10 protein-coding genes and 1 pseudogene are annotated in these 21581 nt (G+C 60.3%); 4 read left to right on the top strand and 7 right to left on the bottom strand.

Going from position 1 to position 21581, the window contains the following annotated elements; translation table 11 throughout:
• Positions 1–1215 precede the first annotated feature (1215 nt).
• Positions 1216–1973 (top strand): annotated as a pseudogene (locus tag KHU32_RS20785) (IS5 family transposase).
• A gap of 402 nt (positions 1974–2375) precedes the next feature.
• Here the strand turns inward: KHU32_RS20785 and KHU32_RS20780 are convergent.
• The 7 genes from KHU32_RS20780 to KHU32_RS20750 all read right to left on the bottom strand — a co-directional run bounded on the left by KHU32_RS20780 (position 2376) and on the right by KHU32_RS20750 (position 17970).
• Complete coding sequence (locus KHU32_RS20780) at positions 2376–4790, bottom strand: stealth conserved region 3 domain-containing protein (protein ID WP_213672073.1); 2415 nt, start codon at positions 4788–4790, stop codon at positions 2376–2378.
• Positions 4791–5616: 826 nt separating this feature from the next.
• The gene (locus KHU32_RS20775) at positions 5617–6384 is read right to left on the bottom strand and encodes an ABC transporter permease (RefSeq protein ID WP_213672072.1); all 768 of its coding nucleotides are present in this window, start codon (positions 6382–6384) and stop codon (positions 5617–5619) included.
• Positions 6381–7550 carry a hypothetical protein gene (locus KHU32_RS20770; protein WP_213672071.1) on the bottom strand — a complete coding sequence of 390 codons (1170 nt, stop codon included), beginning with the start codon at positions 7548–7550 and terminating at the stop codon, positions 6381–6383. The genes KHU32_RS20775 and KHU32_RS20770 overlap by 4 nt, the downstream gene beginning before the upstream one ends.
• Entirely contained in the window at positions 7547–8257 is a 711-nt protein-coding gene (locus KHU32_RS20765) for a CDP-alcohol phosphatidyltransferase family protein (protein ID WP_213672070.1), read from the bottom strand. The genes KHU32_RS20770 and KHU32_RS20765 overlap by 4 nt, the downstream gene beginning before the upstream one ends.
• Positions 8254–9570 (bottom strand): aminotransferase class I/II-fold pyridoxal phosphate-dependent enzyme, encoded by a 1317-nt coding sequence (locus KHU32_RS20760; protein ID WP_213672069.1) that lies wholly within the window; start codon positions 9568–9570, stop codon positions 8254–8256. Before KHU32_RS20760 ends, KHU32_RS20765 begins: the two co-directional genes overlap by 4 nt.
• A complete protein-coding gene (locus KHU32_RS20755; RefSeq protein ID WP_213672068.1) occupies positions 9567–16835 on the bottom strand; it encodes a type I polyketide synthase in 7269 nt (2422 codons plus the stop codon). Before KHU32_RS20755 ends, KHU32_RS20760 begins: the two co-directional genes overlap by 4 nt.
• Positions 16836–16908: 73 nt before the next feature.
• Positions 16909–17970 carry a polysaccharide biosynthesis/export family protein gene (locus tag KHU32_RS20750; RefSeq protein WP_213672067.1) on the bottom strand — a complete coding sequence of 354 codons (1062 nt, stop codon included), beginning with the start codon at positions 17968–17970 and terminating at the stop codon, positions 16909–16911.
• 284 nt (positions 17971–18254) lie between these two features.
• On the opposite strand from KHU32_RS20750, the gene KHU32_RS20745 reads away from it, so the two are divergent.
• The 3 genes from KHU32_RS20745 to KHU32_RS20735 all read left to right on the top strand — a co-directional run bounded on the left by KHU32_RS20745 (position 18255) and on the right by KHU32_RS20735 (position 21438).
• A complete protein-coding gene (locus tag KHU32_RS20745; RefSeq protein WP_213672066.1) occupies positions 18255–19112 on the top strand; it encodes an SDR family NAD(P)-dependent oxidoreductase in 858 nt (285 codons plus the stop codon).
• An 86-nt stretch (positions 19113–19198) separates the two neighbouring features.
• Positions 19199–20533, top strand: coding sequence for a cytochrome P450 (locus tag KHU32_RS20740; RefSeq protein ID WP_213672065.1), 1335 nt, complete (start codon positions 19199–19201; stop codon positions 20531–20533).
• Positions 20530–21438, top strand: coding sequence for a lysophospholipid acyltransferase family protein (locus KHU32_RS20735; protein WP_213672064.1), 909 nt, complete (start codon positions 20530–20532; stop codon positions 21436–21438). The genes KHU32_RS20740 and KHU32_RS20735 overlap by 4 nt, the downstream gene beginning before the upstream one ends.
• Positions 21439–21581 lie beyond the last annotated feature (143 nt).

Raw genomic sequence — 21581 nt, 5'->3', positions numbered from 1 at the left:
TACAACTTCGCCCGCCGCCTCAAACGGCTGCGCGGCCTCACGCCCTACGAATTCATCTGCAAAACATGAGCAGAAACGCCCGAACGCTTCAGCAAAAATCCGCACCAGGAAATGCCGGGACTAAACATCCTAATGTCCGGCGCTGCGTGGCGAACGATTCCGAGCTGCGATCCTGCGCCGGCACTGCAAGATCACGACCTTCGTCGCCAATCTGTGTAACACCGGCATGGTCGCGCCCATGGTGCCCGACGGACCGATCAACGGTCTGACCTTTCAGGCTTAGGTCGATCAGAACCTGGTTCCTCGAATTGCGGGCCGGCGATATCGTGATGATGGACAACCTTGGCGGCCACAAGCGGCTCCGTATCCGAGGTGCCATCGAGGTCGCTGGTGCGAGCCTGCTCTGCCCTGCCGCCCTACAGCCTCGACTTCAACCCGATCGAGAACGCTTTCGCCAAGCTCTGGGCCGTGTTGTGAAAAGCTGCAAAGCGAAGCGTTGAGTGCTTCTGTGGAAGGCCATCGGGCGAATCGGCGAGCTCTTCTCGCCCACAAAATGTACCAACTACTTCGGTGCAGCCGGGTATGACCCCAACAAATAGAGAATGTTCTGGTTGCTCAACTACATCGGAATTGCGACGCCGAACGTCTCTGTCACTCCTATCGCAACCACCGGCGGTGGTATGCGGCGACCCAAGCGCGGCAGTGAGCTGCAATGTCATATCGTCCGGTGGTGTTATTTCGAGATAAGTATTTCTTAGCCTAACATCGGCCCCGAGGACAGACAATAACGATCTCTGCATCTTCCTTCCGGCGTTCCGGAAATACAGAAAAAAGACAAAGCCACCAGGCGATGAAATTGGTATTGATGCGGCTGCGTGCTGGTGGCGTAATCTCGATCGAACTACCAGACAGCCAGGAATACCTTTTCACCGTATGCCAGAACGCCATTCGGAAGGACTGGCCGGTTATGTAGCGTGCGGGCTAGCAAGAGCCATGGTCGGAGCATCTTCAAAACTAATCTACCATCTTCGTCCTGGCGTTGAAGATAATTTTTCCGCTACTGGAATTGCGTCGCGCCGTGTTCATACGGCATCTTAAAAGCATTATCCCTTCGCAACGGCTCACGATAACGCTCCACACTTTGTTTTTAGGCTCCAAACCCAATCAGATCTGGCGTCGAGGCATTGCACTGTGATTCACGTCTTTCAGGAGGTCGTGGATCATGGAGCAGAGCTTTTGCTGAGTGATGGGCAGTGGTCGGCTCTGGAGCCGCTGCTGCCGCGAAACCAACCCGGCGCACGCCGGGTGGATGACCGGCGCGTGATCAGCGGGATTGTCCATGTTCTGAAGCATGGGGGCCGCTGGCAGGACTGCCCGCGGCGCTACGGCCCGCCGACGACGGTCTACAACCGCTATCATCGCTGGTCGCAGCGCGGGATCTGGCAGGGGCTGCTTGCCGCCATGATCGAGGCAACTCCTGGGGGCGTACAGTTGATCGACAGCACGACCGCCAAGGCACAGCGCAGTGCCGCAGGCGGAAAACGGGGGACGACGCTCAGGCCATAGGGCGTTCTCGCGGTGGCAGAGGGACCAAGATCCACCTCGTCGTCGACGGGCAACGGCGTGTTCTCGCCTTCGTCGCGACGCCTGGCCAAATGGGCGACATCCGGGCCGCCCGCGGCCTACTGGCCAACCTTCCCGCCCCAGCGCTTTGCGCCGCCGACACCGCCTATGACAGCAACGGACTGCGCAGCTTCCTGATCTCGCGCGGAACCTTGCCGGTCATTCCCAACAACCCCACCCGAAAACACCCCCATCCCTTCGACGACACGGCCTACAAGCTGCGCAATCGCATCGAGCGAACCATCTGACGCCTCAAGGACTGGCGACGCAGCCACACCAGATACCACAAGCTCGCCAATAACTTCGCCTCGGCCATCGCCATCGCAGCCATCATCACCGGATGGGCCTGATTGAGTCCGCAGTCTAGAGCATATTTATCCCGGCAGATGATTTCATCTGATCAGGTGAGACGTCCAATGACCGCCTGCCGGCCGATATCATCTGCGGCGCAGATCACTGCTCAATCCGCGTGAAGCCAGGAAATTAAAGTGTTCCTTGCCTTCACCCGACGTGCGGCAATCCCTATCCATTGTGCCGGCATGCCCCTCGCCATCGCAAATCATCCACCGTCTGCGCCGCTGCCTAAAGAATTTAGCCGACAGGCCAAGCGCTGCGAACCTCGCCCGAAGCTTCGCAGCCGCCTGTCTCAGGATGCGCTATTTAAATCACAACTTAAGCTTCCAGCTAAGGGCCCGCCCGGCGCTAATCGCCCTTCAGGGAAAAATTCCCGCTCGTCAAATATGCATATACGGTCAATATTTTAATTGCGGCATTAATTCCTCAAATTCAACTTGTGCTAAGGTGTTAATAAATTTAACTTCTTCCGTTTCGATATTTAACCGGCCGCCATATTCGGCCCAGATCTGAAAAATCTCCTTTTCCACCGCGGCCAATATATCATCTTCTTCAAAAAAACGAGCCTTCATCACGGACAGAAGAGCGAGAGCCCCTTCAAATCGACGGCTCCCAGCCTCAGTCCGGAGCAGATCAAGCAAGGGCTTAGACGCACCTAAACTCGCGAGCGCCGGGCCAATTGCCCAAAGTGCCTTCTGTAGCTCTCCGGTCGCAGAGAAGAACTGGAACGCCGCCATTGCAAGCCCCGTGTCGCGAGGGTGGCGCAACCGTGCCTCATAAACGATGTCGGAATTATGGGAAGTGAACTCGCTGTTCTTAATCTGCACCTTTGCCCAAAGCGCAATATGTTTCGGAACATCTAGGCCTTCAACTATGAGGGCGATGATCTCGGGATCGTCACCGTCGGTGTGATAGCGGCAAAGGCTCCGTAGGTACTTGCTTTCTACATCACTGCGGAAATCGACGAGTACGTCGGCGATGTCGAGTGCCTCAAGAAACATACCTTGCCTAATCAGGCCTTCTGTCAGTTCGACGAAAATGCTTGTCTCCGCGGGGCGTGTTGTGAGGGCAAACCGTACCGCCTCCTGCAAAGCAGCCCTGTCGCCCAAAGAGGCCGCCACAAGTGCGCGGCGGTGCGAGACCCAGAAAGGATCGACCCCGCCCGAAAGAGCTACATCTAGGTGTCGTATTGTCCTCTGGGTCGGTTTAAGGAGGCGTATATCCCGGTCCGCAGCCATGAAATGAGACATTGGATGTACAGGCGGCAAATCCAAAAGCGGCCCTACATCGCCGGCAATCGTTGCGAGAATGCGGGAGCGGCGGCGATATTCAAAAATAAAATCGTCAACCTCAATTATTTTCTTGCCGTTAATTTCAATTATAATGACAAAATTACGATTTTTAGGAAAGCCCGCGAGCACGTTAACGGTTTCCTCCGGCACAATCGCGTTGAGTGTGAATGTGATCGTCGCGGGGCCCGGGTCGTCGCATTCTAACTCGATCGATTGCCCCAGCCTAAGCCGCTTATTCTCAAAATCAGCGGGAGCAATGCGCAGAGTCCAGGCATCTTTATTAAAGCGGTTGCGAATAAAAACGTTGGGATGATCTGTGTGGATGCTTAATATATCCACGCCGCAGAAGAATTCTTCGTTCACCATCGCAGACGAGGTGTTCGGTGATTGGCATTTCGGGTTTCCGGCGGGGAGATCGTTACCTATGAGTTCAGCTCCGCTCCGGCTTGGAAAATAATCGCAGAGAAAACGTTGAATTGTTAAATAAATATCTTGATATTCATTGCAATTGTCAACATTTATTTCGTCATTAATGCATATGAAGCGAGGCTGACGCATCAGTGCATGCTCTAGCTCGCCTACATAATCGGTTCGGTCGTCGCCGAATTGAACGAACGCGAAGTCTTTATTGGTTAAGATTTCCTTGATGCCGACGCCCTTGCGTCCTCCCGCACTCATAATGGGTTGTTTCGGATGGCCTGCGTAGTAAATATAAAGTATTCTGAAGGCCACGTCAAATGGCGTGCGAAATCTGTGGGATTTTGTTAATTCTACTTCTTCTCGCCAAATAAGTTGTATTTCCGCTAAGATAGATTTGTTGTAAATTTGTGGTGTATGTGGAAAATTTTTCCGCTTTCCAGATTTTGGTACCACGGCGTTCAGAAGTTGATGATTGAATGCCCAGCAATGCCCCACAAGGGATCGATCACTCATTTTGAGCGGCAGTGATTTACCATCTTCGATAAATAAACGAAAGCGACCTCGATTATCAATAAAGTCATTTATAGTGACGGGTCTTCCAATAAACATATCATCGTTGAAGTAAATGAAATTTTCCGATAATTTTTTGATGCGATGAAGATGTAACTCAATTGCATTTGAGTTAAAAGTAGGTAAATTCTCTATTTTGTCGAATATTTCTTCATGTTTGACAATGACGACTCGTTCTTGTTTGGCATTAAACCAAGCAGGAATTTGTCCGTTCGTGACAATGAAGATTTTGCGAATCCATGGAGCGAATTGCTCAATTGACCGAATCGCGAAGCGAAGTTCATCATTACTGCGAAAACGGTTGGGCGATATTGCCGAAGTAACGGCATCTATCGAATTCGTTTTGCGCAGGCGCTGGGCCATCTCAGCAGCTTCGGAGGCGCCCGTATAGCTCGATAGTTGCTCCCATTTGCGGGGAGCATTGCACGGTCCCGGCTGACTGAGATATCGAGAGCGCGCGTCAGCGAACGCAAGATCATTGCCGTCAACCCACGTGATTACTGCATCAATATCCATATTATTGTCTATCATGATGTTTACCTTTACCTTTACCTTTACCCTTGCCCTTACTCGCAGCAGTTTCCCGAGAAGGCAGCGGTATCGCGGGTCTCTTCCACTCTGTGGAGGAATAATCCGGCTATTTCGCGATCGGCCCCTGCACGTAATGAATTGGATTGAATTCTGCTTTGGACACCCATTGCTGGATCTGCGGCAAATTTAGACGGAAGAATTTCCTCGATTTCGTGAGTGACGAAGGTCACGTCCTTTTCGGATAAAATGGTAGCCAGGCCTTTTTAGTCAGGCAAGCGACACTGACAATTTCGCTGAGGCGACCTTCGGTAGCGACACGCATGTACTTCAAAGGCAAGCCGTTTCATTCATTTTTCGCGCGCCGTGGAAGACTTCCGGCCTGTAGGTCTTGGCATCAATCTTCATTAAGTTCGGCAAGGGCGAACCTACAACAGCGTGTCGGCCTAGGGTCCTTACCTTGATCTGACGCTCTGAGCGCCAGAGCGGCAGGCGAGGTTGGGCGAATTTGTGGGTTCCGTTTTGGGTGTAAGATAGAGCCTTGGCGAAATACGGGAAGGCATTCGCGCCGCGGATTTTGACAGCGACATGGCGCACTTAGGGAGTCGGCTCGAAGAGGGTACAAGTCGAGTTATAAAAAATATATAACATGGGCATCGAATATATGTCAATGCAAGCCCCGCTATCGTGAAGTACTCGCCGTGCGTGCATGTCTAGGAAGGGTGCTAGCGACAATTGAATAAACTCAATCGGCTGTTGTGGGGGGGTATGTAAATTTGAGAATTCTGCCCTAGATAATTGAAATAAACCTTATTGGACAATATTAAATTTAAAAAATTAAACGCTTTCGTGCCCGTGTAATTCCTGCGGTGCCAAAAAAAACTAAGATTGACGAAAACAAAATGGGATACCACCAAGTCCAATGGGTCGTCAGGCCGGGACCAATGAAGCCTGCGCGCATCATTTCGTAAGAATGAATGAGGGGATTGAACCAAATAATGTTCTGGGCTCCTTGGGGAAGCCAATCTACCACAAAGAAAACGCCGGAAAGCGGTACCACGAGATATTGGAACGGCTGGACGATCCGTTCTGACCATTCGAAGTTCTCTGTGACGACGGCCATGATCAATGACGCGGCGCCGGCGATATAGGCCATGATAAGCCAAGCCATCAAACACAGAGACCAATTATAGATCGGCTCGACCAACCCCAGACCGCGAAGCGCGACGTAAACGATGAGAAAAGCCGCCGTGGTAGCAGTAAACTCGAGGATCTGGCGGCTCCAGAATAGATCGAGTGTGGAAATTGAACGATGATAGAAAAGATGGCGATTCCGTCGAAGCATATGGACCGCCGGATTGGTTAGGTGTCGCCACAGTGTCAAGGGCATGTATCCGGTGAAGACAAGTGCGGCCACTACCACGCCGCGCTCATAACCCGGTTTAAGCAGCATCCAGACCGTGGTGACTCCAACGCACAATAGCATCGGTTCGATGACGACCCAGGCGAAGCCGCCGCCCTCGCGCCCATAGCGCATCATCAGCTCGCGAACGATCAGCGCTCGGAGGACACGAAACTGCTTGATAATTGTTTTCATGCCCGCTGCCTTACCTGAAGGCCTCGGCGGTGTTCACGTGCCCCCACCACCATCAGCCACCCGATCATGAACATGATTAGATTCAGCGCCATGTTGGTAAACACCCAGCGCGTAACTTCAGGATAGGCTGCATAGTCGGGAAGACCGGGCTCGACGACGCGCTCGATGAAGAGTTGCTGGCGCTGGCCTTCCAACCGGGCAACCTGCAAAGCCTGCATTGCGCTCGCCAGCTGTTGATTGGCGAATTCGCGATCCAAATTGAGCCGATCATATTTACCGAGCTGCTGCGTAAGGCCGTCCGCACCGCCAACGGCGCGTTCGCGTTCCTCGTTGATTTGAGCGACAAGCGCCGCAATCCGGCTTCGAAGATTTGGTAGGCCCGGGCTGCTTGGGGAGAGAGCGAGCAACTCAGACAGCTGGGCCCGCGTCGCCGCCAGCTCTGCATTTAGACGGCCAATCAACTCAGTGACGATGATCGAGCCGCGCGATGGGTCAAGCGTCAACTCCCGCCCACGGAACTCACTCAGCGCTGCTTGTGCCGTCGTGACGCGTTCTTCTGCGCGGGTAACCTCAAGCGCGGCGAGGCGGATGGCATCCGCAAAGAGGCGTTGATTGATTGTGTTCACTGTCTGCTCGCCGAGGACGAGCAGTTCCCGTGCCATCGCCCGCGCGTCATCGGGCGTGAAGGCGCGCACACGGATGGAGGTGATGCTCGTATTCGCGTTGAATATGACCTCCGTCATACGGCGATGGAAGCGCCACATGTGCTCGGCGGAGCGACCATTGAGCAGCGATGGAAACTCGAAGTAGGGATCCCACGTCACCTGCCCATATACGCGGCGAAACCCAATGCGCTCGTCCAGCTGTTTGACAGCGTCGCGTGACAACATGAATTCCTGAACCGAATAGGCATGTTCATGCGGCTGGCCGATGCCGAACGTCGCGAGCAATGTCGCCAATCCTGCAGTTGGAGAATTCCCCGATGCGGAGCGCACAACGAAGGATGCCTCGGAGGCGTACTGAGGCTTTGCTACGAAGATGAGATAAACCGACGATACCCAGCCTGGAGACAGTACGATCAGAAGGAGCAACCAGCTCTTGAGGTGCTCCGCGATAGAGCGGCCGCGAATTGCCGACCTGTTCTGCATCTTGTTCGGCTCAGTCATGGTGGCGGAGATGAGGGGCGGGTGATGCTCGATGTGGATTGTGTGTCGGCATTTGCTGTGGCGAGGTTCGTCCGCACGTCGGCCCGTAGAGTCATGGTGAAGCCGATCGTCATACTCGCCAGCCAGACCAGCGACGCCACATCGAGGATAAGAAAATCCATGACGATCGGCGTCATCACATGGGTATCCTGGACGAATCCGAGGGCCAACGCCAAGCTCACAAAGCCCACGCGTAGTTCGGTCGTGCCGATCCTCCCCACCGCCAAATCGAATATCCCTGATACAGCCAGTCGAGCGAGCGCAAGATTGGCCAGCATGAGATACAGCGCGAGCAGTAGGAACGGGATTGCGGGAGCCACAAGCCCAGAAAGAGAGAAGCCGCCGGCAAGAATCAGGTAGGAGATCATGTCGAGCCCATTGTCGAGCATGAACCCAGCTTTTCCACGGTCCGGACCGCGCTCCCTGGCCAGTTTTCCGTCCAGAGAGTCGCCGAGCCAGTTCATGGTCAGGCCGACGACGGCCAACACCAGCCATAGACGATTATCGATCGCCATGGCGAAGCCCGATGCCGCGACGACGGCCCCCAACAGGCTCAAGGCTGAAAGCATATCGGGCGTCACCCAGCGGGGGATCCGTGGGGCAAGGAATGCCAGCGCAGCGGCTTCCGGTCGGGCCAATAGGCCTCGGTTACGGCGCACCGGCGTCATGAAAGGGGGGCCGCCACGCGCAACACCTCGAGGGCGCGTTCGATGTCGGCGCTGGCATGGGCGGCCGATACGAAGAAGCGAAGCCGCGCCGAGTTCGCCGGCACGCCTGGCTGCAGCACCGGAAAGGTATTGATCCCGAGGGCCTCCAGACGTTGTGACGCGGCCAAGGTCGCGAGATCGCCACCTAGGATCACCGGCACGATGCCTACGCCCCAGCTGGTGCCGAGATCGAGACCGAGCGCCCGCATGCCCTCCCACAAATCGCGGCTGCGGGCCTGTAGCGCCTGCACCCGCTGCGGCTCCCGCCGCATGATCCCAAGCGCGCTGAGCGCCGCCGCCGCCACCGGTGCGGGCATTCCGACGCTGTAGACCAGGCCGGGCGCACGGGCGCGCAGGATGTCCGTCAAGGCACGGCTCCCGCAGATATAGCCGCCGCAGCCGACGAGAGCTTTCGAGAGCGTTCCGAACCAGATATCGATCCGGCGAGGGTCTACACCCGCGTGCTCGGCACTTCCTTTTCCGGTCGCACCCATGACTCCGAGGGCATGCGCCTCGTCGACCATGAGCCAAGCTCCGTGACGCTCCTTGATGTCGATCAGCGCGCGCAGGTCGCAGCCATCGCCATCCATCGAGAAGAGGCCTTCGGTGATGATGAGCACATTCTCGAACTGGTCGCGGTGTCGCACCATGTAACGTTCGAGATCCTCCATATCGTTGTGCCGATAGGATTTGCGTTGGCAGCGCACGCCTTCGGCACCCACGACGACGCAGTTGTGGATCAGCTCGTCGTGCAGGATCAGATCGCGTGGGCCGAGCAGGGCGTGCAGGACGGAACCAGGCGTCGCATGCCCGCTGACGAAGAGAAGTCCGGCCTCGGCTTCGTAAAGATCAGCAAGTGCTGCTTCCAAGGCTGCGTGTACCGGCCGCTCGCCTGAAGTGAGGCGACTCCCCGAAACGCTCGTTCCATAGAGCGCAGCGGCGTCGGCATGCGCTGTCAGCACTTCGGGGTGACCGTTCAGCCCGAGGTAGTCGTAACTGGCGAAGTTGATGAGCTCACGTCCGTCGAGCCGAGTATGGGCGCCGGCGCGGGCCTCATGAGTTCGGTAATGCGGGTCACGCAGGCCCGTCTGCATGCCGAGCTGCCGCGCGGCATGCAGTTCACGGAAGGTCGGATGCTGGTCGAAGGGGAGGCTCCTGGGCCGGGCATGTGCACCCAGCGCCCGCAAGCGCGGCGGCCGAGCGGCCGGTGCCGTGGGCTCCGGCTCGGCGTCCATCAAAAAGCTTCGGCCGGGCCGCTCCATCATCGGTTTCATTCCGCCTCGGCCATCGCTGTGGCATGGGACGAAAGGGCAGTCAGGATCCGGTCGGCCGTTTGCCGTGCGGAACGATCCCCACCCAGAGAGAGCATCGGCAGTTCGAAACCGATCCGCCGTTCCAATCCGAGGCGAAGTTCCAAGGTCAGTAGCGAGTCAAGCCCAGCTTCGATCAAGGGGCGATCTGGATCGATCTCCGTGACCTGCAGCCGAAGAACCCGTGCCACCTCCTCGGAAACTGCCGCACACAAGGCCGCCGCGGCGTCCTCCGGGGATAGGCCGGTAAGATCCAGAGTCCCTTCGGCTTCCCCATCGGTCGCGTTGCTATCCCGGCCAAACACCTCTGCAAAAAGAGGAGAGTTCAGGGTCGCCAATTTTCTCGCTGCCAGACTCCAGTGCAGTGCCGTGTAGGCGCTGACCACCGGGGCGCTGGCCGGGTCTGCCAGCAGTTCTCCGAGGTACCCAAGCGCCTCAGAAGAGGAAACGCCCTTCATCCCGGTGGTCTGCCGTAGCCGTTCCGCAAGGCCTGCCTTGCGCTGGATCACCCCCACATCCGAGATGGCGCCCCAGCATACCGCGAAGGCGGGAACGCCACGGGAGCGCAACTCGGCCACCGCGCCTTCCAGGAAACCGTTCGCTGCGACATAGGCGCTCTGGCCTGGGCTGCCGACCAGCGTCGTCGCCGAGGAATAAACCACCAGATATTGCAGGGCGTCGTCATGAAGGGCCGCGGTCAAGGCACGCATGCCATCCACCTTCGGCGCCAGCACCGCGGCGAGACGCTCTTCATTCAGACCGGAAACGAGGCCATCGTCGAGCACCATCGCCGCATGGACAACACCAGCGATGCTGCGATGCTCCGTCCGCCAACGCGTGAAGGCACGCATCACCCCATCGGAATCAGTCGCGTCGAGACGTTCGACCACGAAGCGCACACCACGCGCCTGCAAGTCGGCAACGCGATCCGCTTGGGCTGGCTCGATCTCCCCGCGCCGGGAGGCCACGATCACCGTTCCGGCGCCTCGTTCTGCAAGCCAGATTGCCGTGGCAAGGGCAAAGCCGCCCGTGCCACCAATCACGACATGTGCTCCGTCGCGCGGCAGGAAGCTTCCTTCCGGCGTCTCCAAGGCCCGTGCACGGGCTGCCGGTCGGATGAGAATCTTCCCGATATGCTTGGACGCCTGCATTAGCCGCATCGCCGAGGCGATGTCCCGGCCGTCGTAGGCCACGGAAGGAGGCGGGTGCAGGCGGCCGTCTTCGAAGGCTTCCATGACTTGTTGAATCACCGCCTGCACAGTCGCCGGCGCATGAACAAGCAGCTGATCGATATCGACGCCGATATAGCTGAGGTTGCGGACGAAGGGCCGGGTGCCGAGCCGGGAATTCTCAAGGAAGTCGCGCTTACCGAGCTCGATGAAACGCCCGAAGGGACGAAGCAGGCCAAGTGTGGTCCGCGCCGCCTGGCCGGAGACAGAATTGAGCACGACGTCCACGCCGCCGGTTGCCGATCGGACCTCCTGCGCCCAGTTCGCCGACCGGGAATCCAGAACGATATCCGCGCCGAGCAATCGGAGAAGGTCGCGCTTCTCCGCCGTCCCGGCGAGCGCGACCACGCGGGCCCCGCGCCTTTTCGCGATTTGCACGGCCGCGATGCCAACGGCGCCGGCCGCGCCGTGTACAAGCAGGGTCTCGCCGGGGACAAGCTGCGCCTTGTCCACAAGGCTGTACCAGGCGGTGACGAAGGCCACCGGGATCGAGGCTGCTGCCTCGAGGCTCAAACTTGATGGAACGCGAGTCAGACTACTGGCGGGAACGCAAAGATGAGAGGCGAAGGCCCCTCTGCCAAAGCCCATCGCACGGTCGCCCGGATGCCATGACGTCACCGACCGTCCGACCGCGCTGACGCGGCCGGCGAACTCGAAGCCGAGCGATCCGATAGTGAGGCCCTCACCGAGGATTTCGTCGTCGAGCAGACCAAGGCCCAGCATCACATCGCGGAAATTGAGACCCGATGCGACGACCTCGACCTCAACCTCGTCATCGGCCGGCGTCGGGCGACGTTGCATCGTCCAGGTGAATTGCTCCAGCTCGCCACCGGCGGCGGCGAGGACGTTGCGCTCGCCCGACGCGCGGGACCGCAGGACGGCCGGTACAGCACGGGTGGCGCGGCGCACGAAGGCACCCCGGGCCGAGACTTCGAGCTCCCGCTCTGTTCCCGATGAGGACTCGTGAGCGAGGAGTGCCGTCAAAAACACTTGCGACGATGCGTCGCCGGTCACGCGGATCAGATGGATCCCGATATTCGGGAACTCGTTCATCAGACAGCGGGTAAAGCCGGCGATCGCTTCACCATGTGCGGTTTCGGCCTGCACCGTCACATAGAGGCGCGCCGGGAAAGGTGTTTCATGCCCCAGCGCCAGGAGGAGGGCCCGCAGGCGCAGGATCCGTGCTTGGAGTAACGGCCGCGATCCATCGGCCGCCACGTCGGCCATATCGAGGACCATCGGCCGTCGACCCAGCCGGTGTTGTCGGGTCATCTCCCTGGCGGTGGCCTGAGCGTCCTTGGACAGCAGCAGGTCCTGGCCGGGCAGCGCAGCATGGATCACCGCTTCGCTGGCCTCGCTGAGGACGAGGAGAAGCAAATCATCCGTCGACGTCACAGCCGATTCGACAGACGGCCTAGCGTCCTCTGAGCGGGCGAGGAGGAGCTGCCCGCCCGCGGCACCGATGGGAACGGTCTTGGTCGGCGCAAAGCCGGCAATCGCCAGGGCCTCCTCTGTCTCCGAAGGAAGCGGCCACTGGCCGACCGGCATGTCAGGGCTGACGGAAAGATCGAACCAACCTGGCTTCGCGCCATGCAGCACATCCAGGATGGGATCATGTCCCGGCGCGGCGACGAGGAGGGGAGGGCTTTCCATGGTGAAGGAGGCGAGGAGGCCGAGCGGCGAAGGCGCGCCGACATTCAAGGGTGTCACCGCCAGGCAAGCGACAAGATCCAGTCGTAGAACGTCACCACGCGCAGGATCAGGGATCACGACGAGGTCGCGCAAGGCGAGGCCGGTAGCGATGTCCTGGGCCGCCGACCGGTCGGCCACAAGCAGAAGGAGCTGCACGCGGCGGGAGCGCGCGAGCGACGCCAAGCTTGGCAGAAGGATGCCCAGACCGGGCTCCAGAAGCCCCAGTGTCAGGATATGCTGCGGCCGTGCCGCCACGAGCTGCTCGATCGCCTCCACGATCGCCTCCACGGCGGGTGCCGAGAACACCGAGTGAGCGAGAAAGGCCTCGCCGATCTGTGCATTCCAATGTGCGCCGTCGGCGGTGCCGGCCAGCAGCGCGGGGAGGTTTTCTGACGCATGGCGCGCGAGCCGGAGCTCAGTGGATGCCTGCGGGTAATTGGCGAGGAAGTCGCGCCAACAATCACGTGCTGAAGGATCCTCGATGACCCTCAACTGATCGCCCTGGGGCTGCAGTCGGTTCGCTGTTTGAAGCAGCTCGACGATGGCGTACCAGGCACATTGTGCGGCCTGCGTCATGCCAAGCCTGCCCGCAACGCCGGAGGCGGTGAAGGCATCGCCCGTAACCTGGCGGACGACCTGCGCCGCCATTTCCACCACGAGATTGCCGACCGCGACTTGCGTGACCCGTTGGCTGGGCTTGTCCGGCGGGAATTCCAGCAAATCTTCCAGGAAGGACGCTACATCCGCTGCCGCCCGCCCGGCCCAGGGCTCAGCGGTGAGCGTGAGAACGCGATCGCCTTCGGTCCATGCGGCGTAGGTTACGCGCCGCATGACGACCCCGGTCACGACAGCGACCGTGGCGCCATTTGCCGCGAGCAACTCGGCGTCGAAGACGCGGGTCCCGCCGGTTTCGCGGCGGAGCCTCGTGATTGTGCGGCGAATGGGCAGGTCCGGCCGCAGAAGTGACATGCGCCCTATACGAATGGGCAGCTCGCCGCGCGTCGAGCCTTTCTCCTGCGATACACCAAGGAAGAGGGCATGGAAGCTGGCATCGAAGGTGGCCAGATCGATCACAAGGACGTCGCTGAAGGTGCCGAGGTCCAACGGAATCGGTTCGAGATCCGCCACGGTCAAAGCGCCCTGCGTCCAGGCTGCCGCCACGACCCGGAAAGCTTGGGTGTAGTCGAGCCTGGCGGCGAGGGCCGCCGCATAGACGGCCGCCCGGGAATGCGATGCCGCCCCTTCAAGGTCGGGCGGTGATGTCGTGTGGACCTCCGTATCCACGACCACAACGCCACGGGCATGCAACGTGAAGCTATCCGCCGGATCGAAGCGGCGCCTGGAACGGATTTCCACGACCCTATCGGCCTCATGCCACAGGGTGGCTATTTCGCGGGGCGTGCCGGGTTCGAACACCAAGGCGCGCAACACGTCCAGGTCTTCTATTCGCAGACGCGCAGTCCCGTGGATCTCTCGGCCGACCGCGAGCAGCGCCTCGATAAAGCCGGTGGCAGGGAAAACCACATTTCCGTCCACGACGTGTCCACGCAGCAGCGGCAGCGTTTCAAGACTGAGGACGTGCCGCCATTCAGGGCCGGCCGGCGAGATTCGAGCCCCGATCAGCGGATGGAGCGGCTTGCCATCGAAGGGCACGCCATAAAGGTCGAAGGCCTCCGGGGTTCGGGGCATCAGGAAGGTGCGCCGATTCCAACGCATGCGCGGCAAGCCGCGTTGGCCGGGGAAAGGGCTCGGAACCGGCTCGTCGAGCAGCGCGCCATGCGCGATGGCACGGAGAATCACCCTCCGCACCGGATCACGGCTGCCATTTCCTTCTTGGGTGAGGCTGGAAATGACGCTGGCCGCGCGTCCGGCGCTCCGGACGACGTCGGCCATACCCGAGGTGAGAATGGGACGTGGGCCGATCTCGATGATCAGGTCCGTGTGGGGCAGGGCGGTATGCAGGGCATCCTCGAGCAGAACCGGCTCGCGGACATTCGCATACCAATAAGCCGCGTCGAGGGAGGCGCCCTCCAACTCGCTGCCGGTAACGGTCGAAAAGAAGGAGATTTCGGCCTCGCATGGCGCCAGCCCCTGCAGCGCGCCGATTATGGCCTCCTTCTCCCGCTCCAGCAGCGCGTGGTGGAAGGGATATTCTATGTCGAGCAGGACGGCGGGAAGTCGGGCGCGACGAGCGACACTGAGCACCGCCTCGAGCACTGGGGTGGGGCCGGAGAGCGTGGTCGAGCTGGGCCCGTTTCGTGCCGCAATCTCGACCCCATCGACACCTGCCTCATCGAGTATCAGGGCTGCGCGCTGAGCGTCGCATGCCAGGACCGCCATACCGCCCATGCCACGCACGGCCTCCTGGCAAGCGCTGCGTTGGACGATCAGGTGAACGGCGGCATCCAGGTCCAGGGCCCCGCAGACGGCTGCGGCTGCGACCTCGCCGACCGAATGGCCAAGTACCGCCATGGGCCTGAGACCCGCCGCACGCAGGGCATGCGTCAACGCGATCTGGCTGGCGAACAGAAGCGGTTGTGCCGCGCTGGCACGTCGCAGTCGGTCCGCGACGTCGTCGGACTGCATGGTCTCCAACGGGCAGACCCCGCCCATCGACCGGATACGTGCGGCGAGGTCGTCAAAGGTTTCACGGAAGATAGCATTGGTCGCGTAGGCGTCGCGGCTCATGCCGGGCCATTGGCTGCCGTTCCCGGAAAACACAAAAAGAGTACGGGCCTTGGGAGCGGGGGCCTCAGCGACGATCAGCCGATTCTCATCCGAGCGTGTGTCGGGCGTGGTGAGCTCGCGGAGCGCTTCCTCGGGCGCAGTGAGATCCAGCACCGCACGATGGCGCAGCCGGTCACGGAGATGCTGGGCCTCGACCGCGACGGCTGGCAGTCCAGCGTCGTTGCCGAGGCGTGCGTAGTCCGCCATGAGCGTGCGCAATGCCTCGCGCGTGTGGGCGGAGATCATCAGCACGTCCGGCGCGGCGGCAGACGCCGACGGCGTGTGAAGGACGGTTGGTGCCTCGAGGATCGCGTGAGCGTTGGTTCCGCCGAAGCCGTAATTGCACAGGCCTGCCAGAAGGCGGCCATTCTCCGGCAGAGCCAAGGCCTCGGCAGCAGGGCGGAGGCCCAGCGCTTCGACATCGATGTCGGGATTGACCGCTTCGAGGTGAAGGGTCGCGGGGAATAGGCGATGCTCAAGGGCGAGAACCACCTTTGCGAGGCCGGCCAACCCGGATGCCGCCTCCAGATGGCCGATATTCGACTTCACCGATCCGATCGGCAGCGGGGTTGACCGGTGACGGCCGAGGGCGAGGCCGATCGCTCGCGCTTCGATCGGGTCACCCACACGCGTTCCGGTTCCGTGGGCCTCCACGAAGGCGAGTTCGTCCGGCGCAATACCGGCATCCTTATAAAGGGTGCTGAGCAGGTGACGCTGGCCCTCGATCGAGGGAAGGGAGATGCCATCCGTGTGCCCATCGGAATTGACGCTGATCGCCCGGAGAACGGCCCTGGGTCGTTCGTAGCCGCCGGCAATCCCGCCGGCACGGCCGAGCAGGAGGGCGACGGCTCCTTCGGAGCGTACATAGCCGTCGCCATTGGCAGAGAAGGGACGGCACAGCCCGGTCGGTGACAGCATCCCGGCCCGGGAGAACCCGATAAAGGGCGCTGGCGAGGTGAAGATGTTCACGCCGCCGACCACGGCCAGATCAATCTCGCCTGTCTCCAACGCGCGAGCGGCTTGAGCCAAAGCGACAATTGAGGAGGAGCAGGCCGTATCGATGGTCAGACTGGGGCCGCGTAGGTCGTAGATGTGAGAAATTCGATTGGACAGGATCGAAAGGCTGTTGCCGACCATGAAATGCGGCTCGATCGCCCCCAGATCGAGCAGCGGCACGTCGGCGTAATCGGTCGTCGAGGCGCCGATATAGACCCCGACGCGCTGCCCCCTCAGTTTGGAGGGCGGCAGGCCGGCATCTTCCATTGCCTCCCACGTGACCTCCAGCAGAAGACGCTGCTGTGGATCCATTTGCGCTGCCTCGCGCGGCGACAACCCGAAGGCTGCGGCATCGAAGGCGAAGGGATCGGCCAGATAGCCGCCAGCGAAGGTGTAGGCCATGCCGCGCGCATGGCGATCGGGGCTGAGAAAGCGTTCGCTGCGCCAGCGGCCGACTGGTGGAGCATTTCTGACGGTAGAGCGGCGATCGGCGAGCACCGACCAAAGTTCGTCGAGGTTCGCGGCGCCGGGGAGGCGCGTGGCAAGACCCAGGATCGGTAGGGACGGAGAGATCGTCGGAGGCATGCGCTCAGCGACCATTCGCAGGGAGCGCACTGCCAAATTCTTCTTGGCCGACCATGATCAGGATGGTCATGGATCAGCGGCCCACGGCGTTGCTGATCGTCGCCCCGGTGACCACGGGCTGAACGACAAGGTTGAAAATCTGGAGAACTTTCTGAAGCTCGTTCAGCGCGGCGCTGGCGACATAAAGAACATCCTTGTCGCGCATCATGAATTCGCGCCCGTGGAATAGGGCGGCGGGTTCAGACAGGTTCAAGCGATAAACAACCCGCGTAGTGGCGTCGGCAGAAGTAATGCTGTCCGGTGCGCCGATTGCTTTGGCTACGGTCAATGGTTCTTGGCGCAAAACATAAACCCCTGCGGGGTCGGCACGTGAATCAATCAGACCGCCGGCAGAGCCCACGGCTTCCAATAAACTGATGCCCATGGCTTCGAACGGGATGAGGGCGTTACGGCCGGTGGCCCCCACTGAAACGAAGGTCTGCGGTTGACGAACGACAGTGATAGTATCGCCCGGCCTGACGATGATGTTTTCCCGAGGCCGCTGCAGCAAGGACTGTAGAGGGATCGCGGTGGACCGTCCGTCGCGTGAGAGGCGAACAAAGGTTTCGTGCGGCGGTGTGCGAATGCCGCCAGCCGAAGCAATCACATCGAGCAGGCGATCGCCGCGCGTTGTGAGCGCCAGCCGGCCGCCGGTCGTGACCTCGCCAAGTACGGTTGCCGTGCTGCTGAGGTTGCGCGTTACCGTCACCAGAGCCTGGGGCTGGATGGCCTGTCCCTGCAATCGCTGCACGATCAGGCGCTCGACCGCATCGGCCGTCCGGCCGACAACCTGGATTCTTCCAGCGAAAGGCACGGTAATGGCGCCGTCCTGACCGACCTGCTGCTCGGGAATGACGGCCGAACGCGCGCCGCTCGCCGCGCGATCCGAGATGGGTGCGGAAAAAAGACCGCCGCCAGCTGCCTCCCAAACCGTCACGGCCAGAACATCTCCCACGCCGAGGCGTTGGGCATTCACGGGCCGGTGATCGTCAAACTGACCGCTGAACGAAGGTGGTGCCAACCTATGGAGGGTGTTGATGACTGATTCATCAATATCGACAACATAGTACCCGCTCGAGGCAGAGTCGGACGACAAGCCTGGACCGCCTATCTGCCGGCGATTTGGCCCCGCACGAGGTACCATCGAACAACTCGATAGGAGCAGCATCGGAGCGGAGAGCGTAATCCTCCGCTTTAGGGCTGGGCCATTGGCAATAGCGGTACTGACTTTGATGGGTGAATTCCAGGGCATGGTTATAAAGGCCGAAGCACTACTATTTCTCCTGTAAAATTTACGTATAAATTATCTCTATGGTTGATACAATATCGCTTTGGTAATACCGAGCGACAGTAGATTGGCTTCGGGAGACGCGTTGAGTGATGGCGATAACGGATGCCGCCGTAGCGCGTCGGCCAATGTCGACATGCGCTTCCGCGGGTTTCGCCATCGTGACGGGGGGGAGTAGCGGCATTGGATGGGCGATCTGCCTGCACCTGCTCACATCCGGCTACCGCGTTTTAATCATCGCTCGTAGCCGAGGCACCTTTGAGAGGCGTCGCCGGTCGCTTTCGGCGGAATTGTGCGAGCGCCTGGAATTCCGCGCGGCCGATGTTCGTGTTCCTGCTTCACTGGAAGCGGCCTTGGCGTCCGCGATCAGCCTTTATGGTCCGCCGGATTGGGTCATTACGTGCGCCGGTGTCGCGCAACCTGGGCGTTTTCTCGACCTCCCAATCGAGAGCCACGAAGTTCAGTGGACGACGAACTATCTGGGAACCATGAACACCGTTCGTCTCTGCGCACCGGAAATGGTGAGCGCTGGGCGCGGACGCCTTGTGCTGATCTCCTCGGCCGCTGCCTTGGGCACTTTCTACGGCTACTCCGCCTATTCGCCGTCTAAATTCGCGGTTCGCGCGCTGGGAGATATTCTCCGGCTGGAACTGCGTCCGCACGGAATCTCGGTGACAACAGCCTTTCCGCCGGACACGGACACGCCGCAGTTCGATGAGGAGAAGCGCCAACGGCCGCCGGTGGCGGCCGAATTTTTGCATGGCAACGCGATTCTGTCCGCTGATCGTGCAGCTCGGGAAATTATAGCCGCGGCTGAGCGTGGCCAAAGACATGTTGCACCTGGCCGTGGCACCAAGTTGTTTCACCAGATGCCCAGGATACTGGATGCGGTATTCCGCTGGCAGCAGGGCCGACTCGTGGCGAAGATGTACCGCCGCTCCGCGATCTGATGCGGCACATTGCCGGTTGGGCATCACGAGGCCTGCAGAGGCTCTTTCCTGACCCATTGACGATAGAGTTGGTCGGTGATGGGAGATTGGTTCCTGCCTATCCGGCGGCTTTGACAGCACCGCCTGGCATCATTCGTCAGGCAGTGCTGGCTCGCCGAAGTCTGCTCTATGGATGGACAGAGGATTGCTACGACGCTTCCGATTTCGAGTTCCGGCTTCTCCGAAGGCAGGTCTGCGTTTTTAATGCGCCCGCCTCGGTCAAGAGCGTGCTGGTGACCGAGAACAGCCTTTTCGAGCGCAAGGGCGCCATGATGCGGCGCTCGCTGGAACCGCTGCTCGGAGATGGTCTCTTCATCAGTGATGGGGATACATGGCAGAGGCGCCGGCCCCTCGTGGCCGATCTTGTGCACAAGGCGCGGCTGCCGCTGTTCGGTCCGGCGATGACGAATGGCGTCACGGAACTCGTCGATCATTGGCTGACGCTGTGCGCGGGGGAAGAGGTGGATCTCCTGCCCACCATGGCCACACTGACGGCCGGGATCATCGCGCGCGCAGTCTTCGGAGTGAGCCTCGCCGGTGAAGCGCTCAGGGAAATCGTGGAAGGCTTTGCGGCCTATCAGGCACAGGTTGATTCACTTAACTTATTATACTTTCTGGGAAATCCGGAAGGGCGATCGCTTCACGGCAATCGAAAACTCGCGGAGACCGTCGGCCGCATCAGAAGCGTGATCGAGGATGTGATTGCGTCGCATCGACGGGGCGAGGGCGATGAGGATTCGATGATCGCCGCCATGCTGCGTCGAGGTCATTTCGAAGGTGAGGCGGGTCTTCGGAATGAAGCTGTAACGTTGTTCATGGCTGGGCACGAAACCACGGCCACAACACTGACTTGGGCGCTTTACATCCTTGGCAAGGCCCCTTGGGCGGTAGAAGCCTTGCGCCAGGAAGTGGATTCCATCTCGGGTGGGCAACCCGTCGAGGTCGGGGATGTGCCAAATCTGCTTCTTACCCGGGCCATCATCGATGAAACGATGCGCCTCTATCCGCCGGTGCCCATATTGCCGCGGCAGGCATTGCGCGACGCCCGCATCGGCTCGCTGGACGTGGAGCAAGATGCGCTTGTTCTCGTTTGCCCCTGGCTGCTGCATCGGTCGCCGGATCTCTGGGACGATCCGATGGCCTTCAGGCCGGAGCGGTTTCTGGGCGAAGCACGTCCACAGCCATACAGCTATCTTCCCTTCTCAGCCGGACCGCGCCTCTGTCCAGGCATGAGTTTCGGTATCAATGAGGCCGTTATCTGCCTGGCGACGATCATGGGGCGCATGCACCTTGAGCTCAGGCCAGGCTTCGTCGCAACGCCTGTCTGCCGCCTGTCGCTGCGGCCGCGCCATCCGATCCTTGCCCAGGTCAGGCCGCGATGAGCGCGGTTGATCCGAATGAGAGCATCCGTTCCGCGCGACGGCAGCGCACTTGGTCGAACGCCGTGCGGGATCGCTTCGAAATCGGCATGTTCCGGCTTCTTCGGCGCCTGCCGCTTCGCTGGGCCGCCGCGCCTGGGCGATGGCTCACGCGGCGTGAGCTGCAGAGCAACCGCCCTTGGGTAGCGGAACATGCACGCGCCAATCTGCAGCGCTTGCGGCCCCACGACACCGCGGAGGAACGGGAGATGGCGGTCGCGCGCTTCCTCGACCACTTGGCGGCCTTCGTGGGCGAGGTGCCGACGATTGGCCGTCAATCCTCGGCCGGGCGGGTCCGGATCGAAGGTGCGGAGAATGTGCTCAGCGCCTATCGGACCGGCGGTGTAGTGCTCATGGGCCTCCACCTGGGCAACTGGGAGATCCTCAGCGAAGCCGTTCGGCAACTGGGCCTGCAGGCCTCGACTTTCTACGAGGAGGCCGAGACTGAAGTGCAGACGAGGATTCTGCGGGAGATCCGGCAAGACGTGGGCGTCGACCTTCTTGAGGCCAACGCGACGGGCCTTCGCCGAGCCATGCGGGAGTTGGTTGATGGCCGAGTGATTTGCCTGTTCGCTGACCATCTACGTGGCGGCCGCATCATGGCGCCATTGCTTGGCCGGCCGCCGGAAAAAGAGGGGAACCTCGCCATCATCGCCCGATTGGCACGGAAAGCTCGAGTGCCCGTGGTGCCAGCTTATGTGCTCCGAGAGGATGATGGTCGGTTTACCGTGAGGTGGATGCCGACTGTCCGGTTTTCGGATGACTGCTCGGATCCATTGGCCGATGTGCTGATGCTCAATCGTCTGATCGAGCCGCCGATCCTCGCGAATCTCGACCAATGGTTCTTCTTGGACGACGGCCTGAATTGATGGCGCGTGCGCGATGTCGTGCGCGACTGGGAGCGTATGGCTCGCCCGTTTCGAGCCGCCGACCAAGGTGAGGGAGACCCATATGCACCCTCCGATTTTCATGGACCTGTCCCGCCTTCTATGGCGCTCCCAACGGGCGGCGC

Origin of the sequence: Roseococcus pinisoli (genome assembly GCF_018413645.1) — a bacterium.
Classification (GTDB): domain Bacteria; phylum Pseudomonadota; class Alphaproteobacteria; order Acetobacterales; family Acetobacteraceae; genus Roseococcus; species Roseococcus pinisoli.
This window is presented reverse-complemented; position numbering and strand designations above follow the sequence as displayed.

What these genes read in the sequence shown, in the direction of transcription:
- KHU32_RS20765 (WP_213672070.1), bottom strand. Translation starts at nt 8,257, where the DNA reads ATGACGCCGGTGCGCCGTAACCGAGGCCTATTGGCCCGACCGGAAGCC.
- KHU32_RS20760 (WP_213672069.1), bottom strand. Translation starts at nt 9,570, where the DNA reads ATGAAACCGATGATGGAGCGGCCCGGCCGAAGCTTTTTGATGGACGCC.
- KHU32_RS20780 (WP_213672073.1), bottom strand. Translation starts at nt 4,790, where the DNA reads ATGATAGACAATAATATGGATATTGATGCAGTAATCACGTGGGTTGAC.
- KHU32_RS20745 (WP_213672066.1), top strand. Translation starts at nt 18,255, where the DNA reads ATGGCGATAACGGATGCCGCCGTAGCGCGTCGGCCAATGTCGACATGC.
- KHU32_RS20775 (WP_213672072.1), bottom strand. Translation starts at nt 6,384, where the DNA reads ATGAAAACAATTATCAAGCAGTTTCGTGTCCTCCGAGCGCTGATCGTT.
- KHU32_RS20755 (WP_213672068.1), bottom strand. Translation starts at nt 16,835, where the DNA reads ATGCCTCCGACGATCTCTCCGTCCCTACCGATCCTGGGTCTTGCCACG.
- KHU32_RS20735 (WP_213672064.1), top strand. Translation starts at nt 20,530, where the DNA reads ATGAGCGCGGTTGATCCGAATGAGAGCATCCGTTCCGCGCGACGGCAG.
- KHU32_RS20770 (WP_213672071.1), bottom strand. Translation starts at nt 7,550, where the DNA reads ATGACTGAGCCGAACAAGATGCAGAACAGGTCGGCAATTCGCGGCCGC.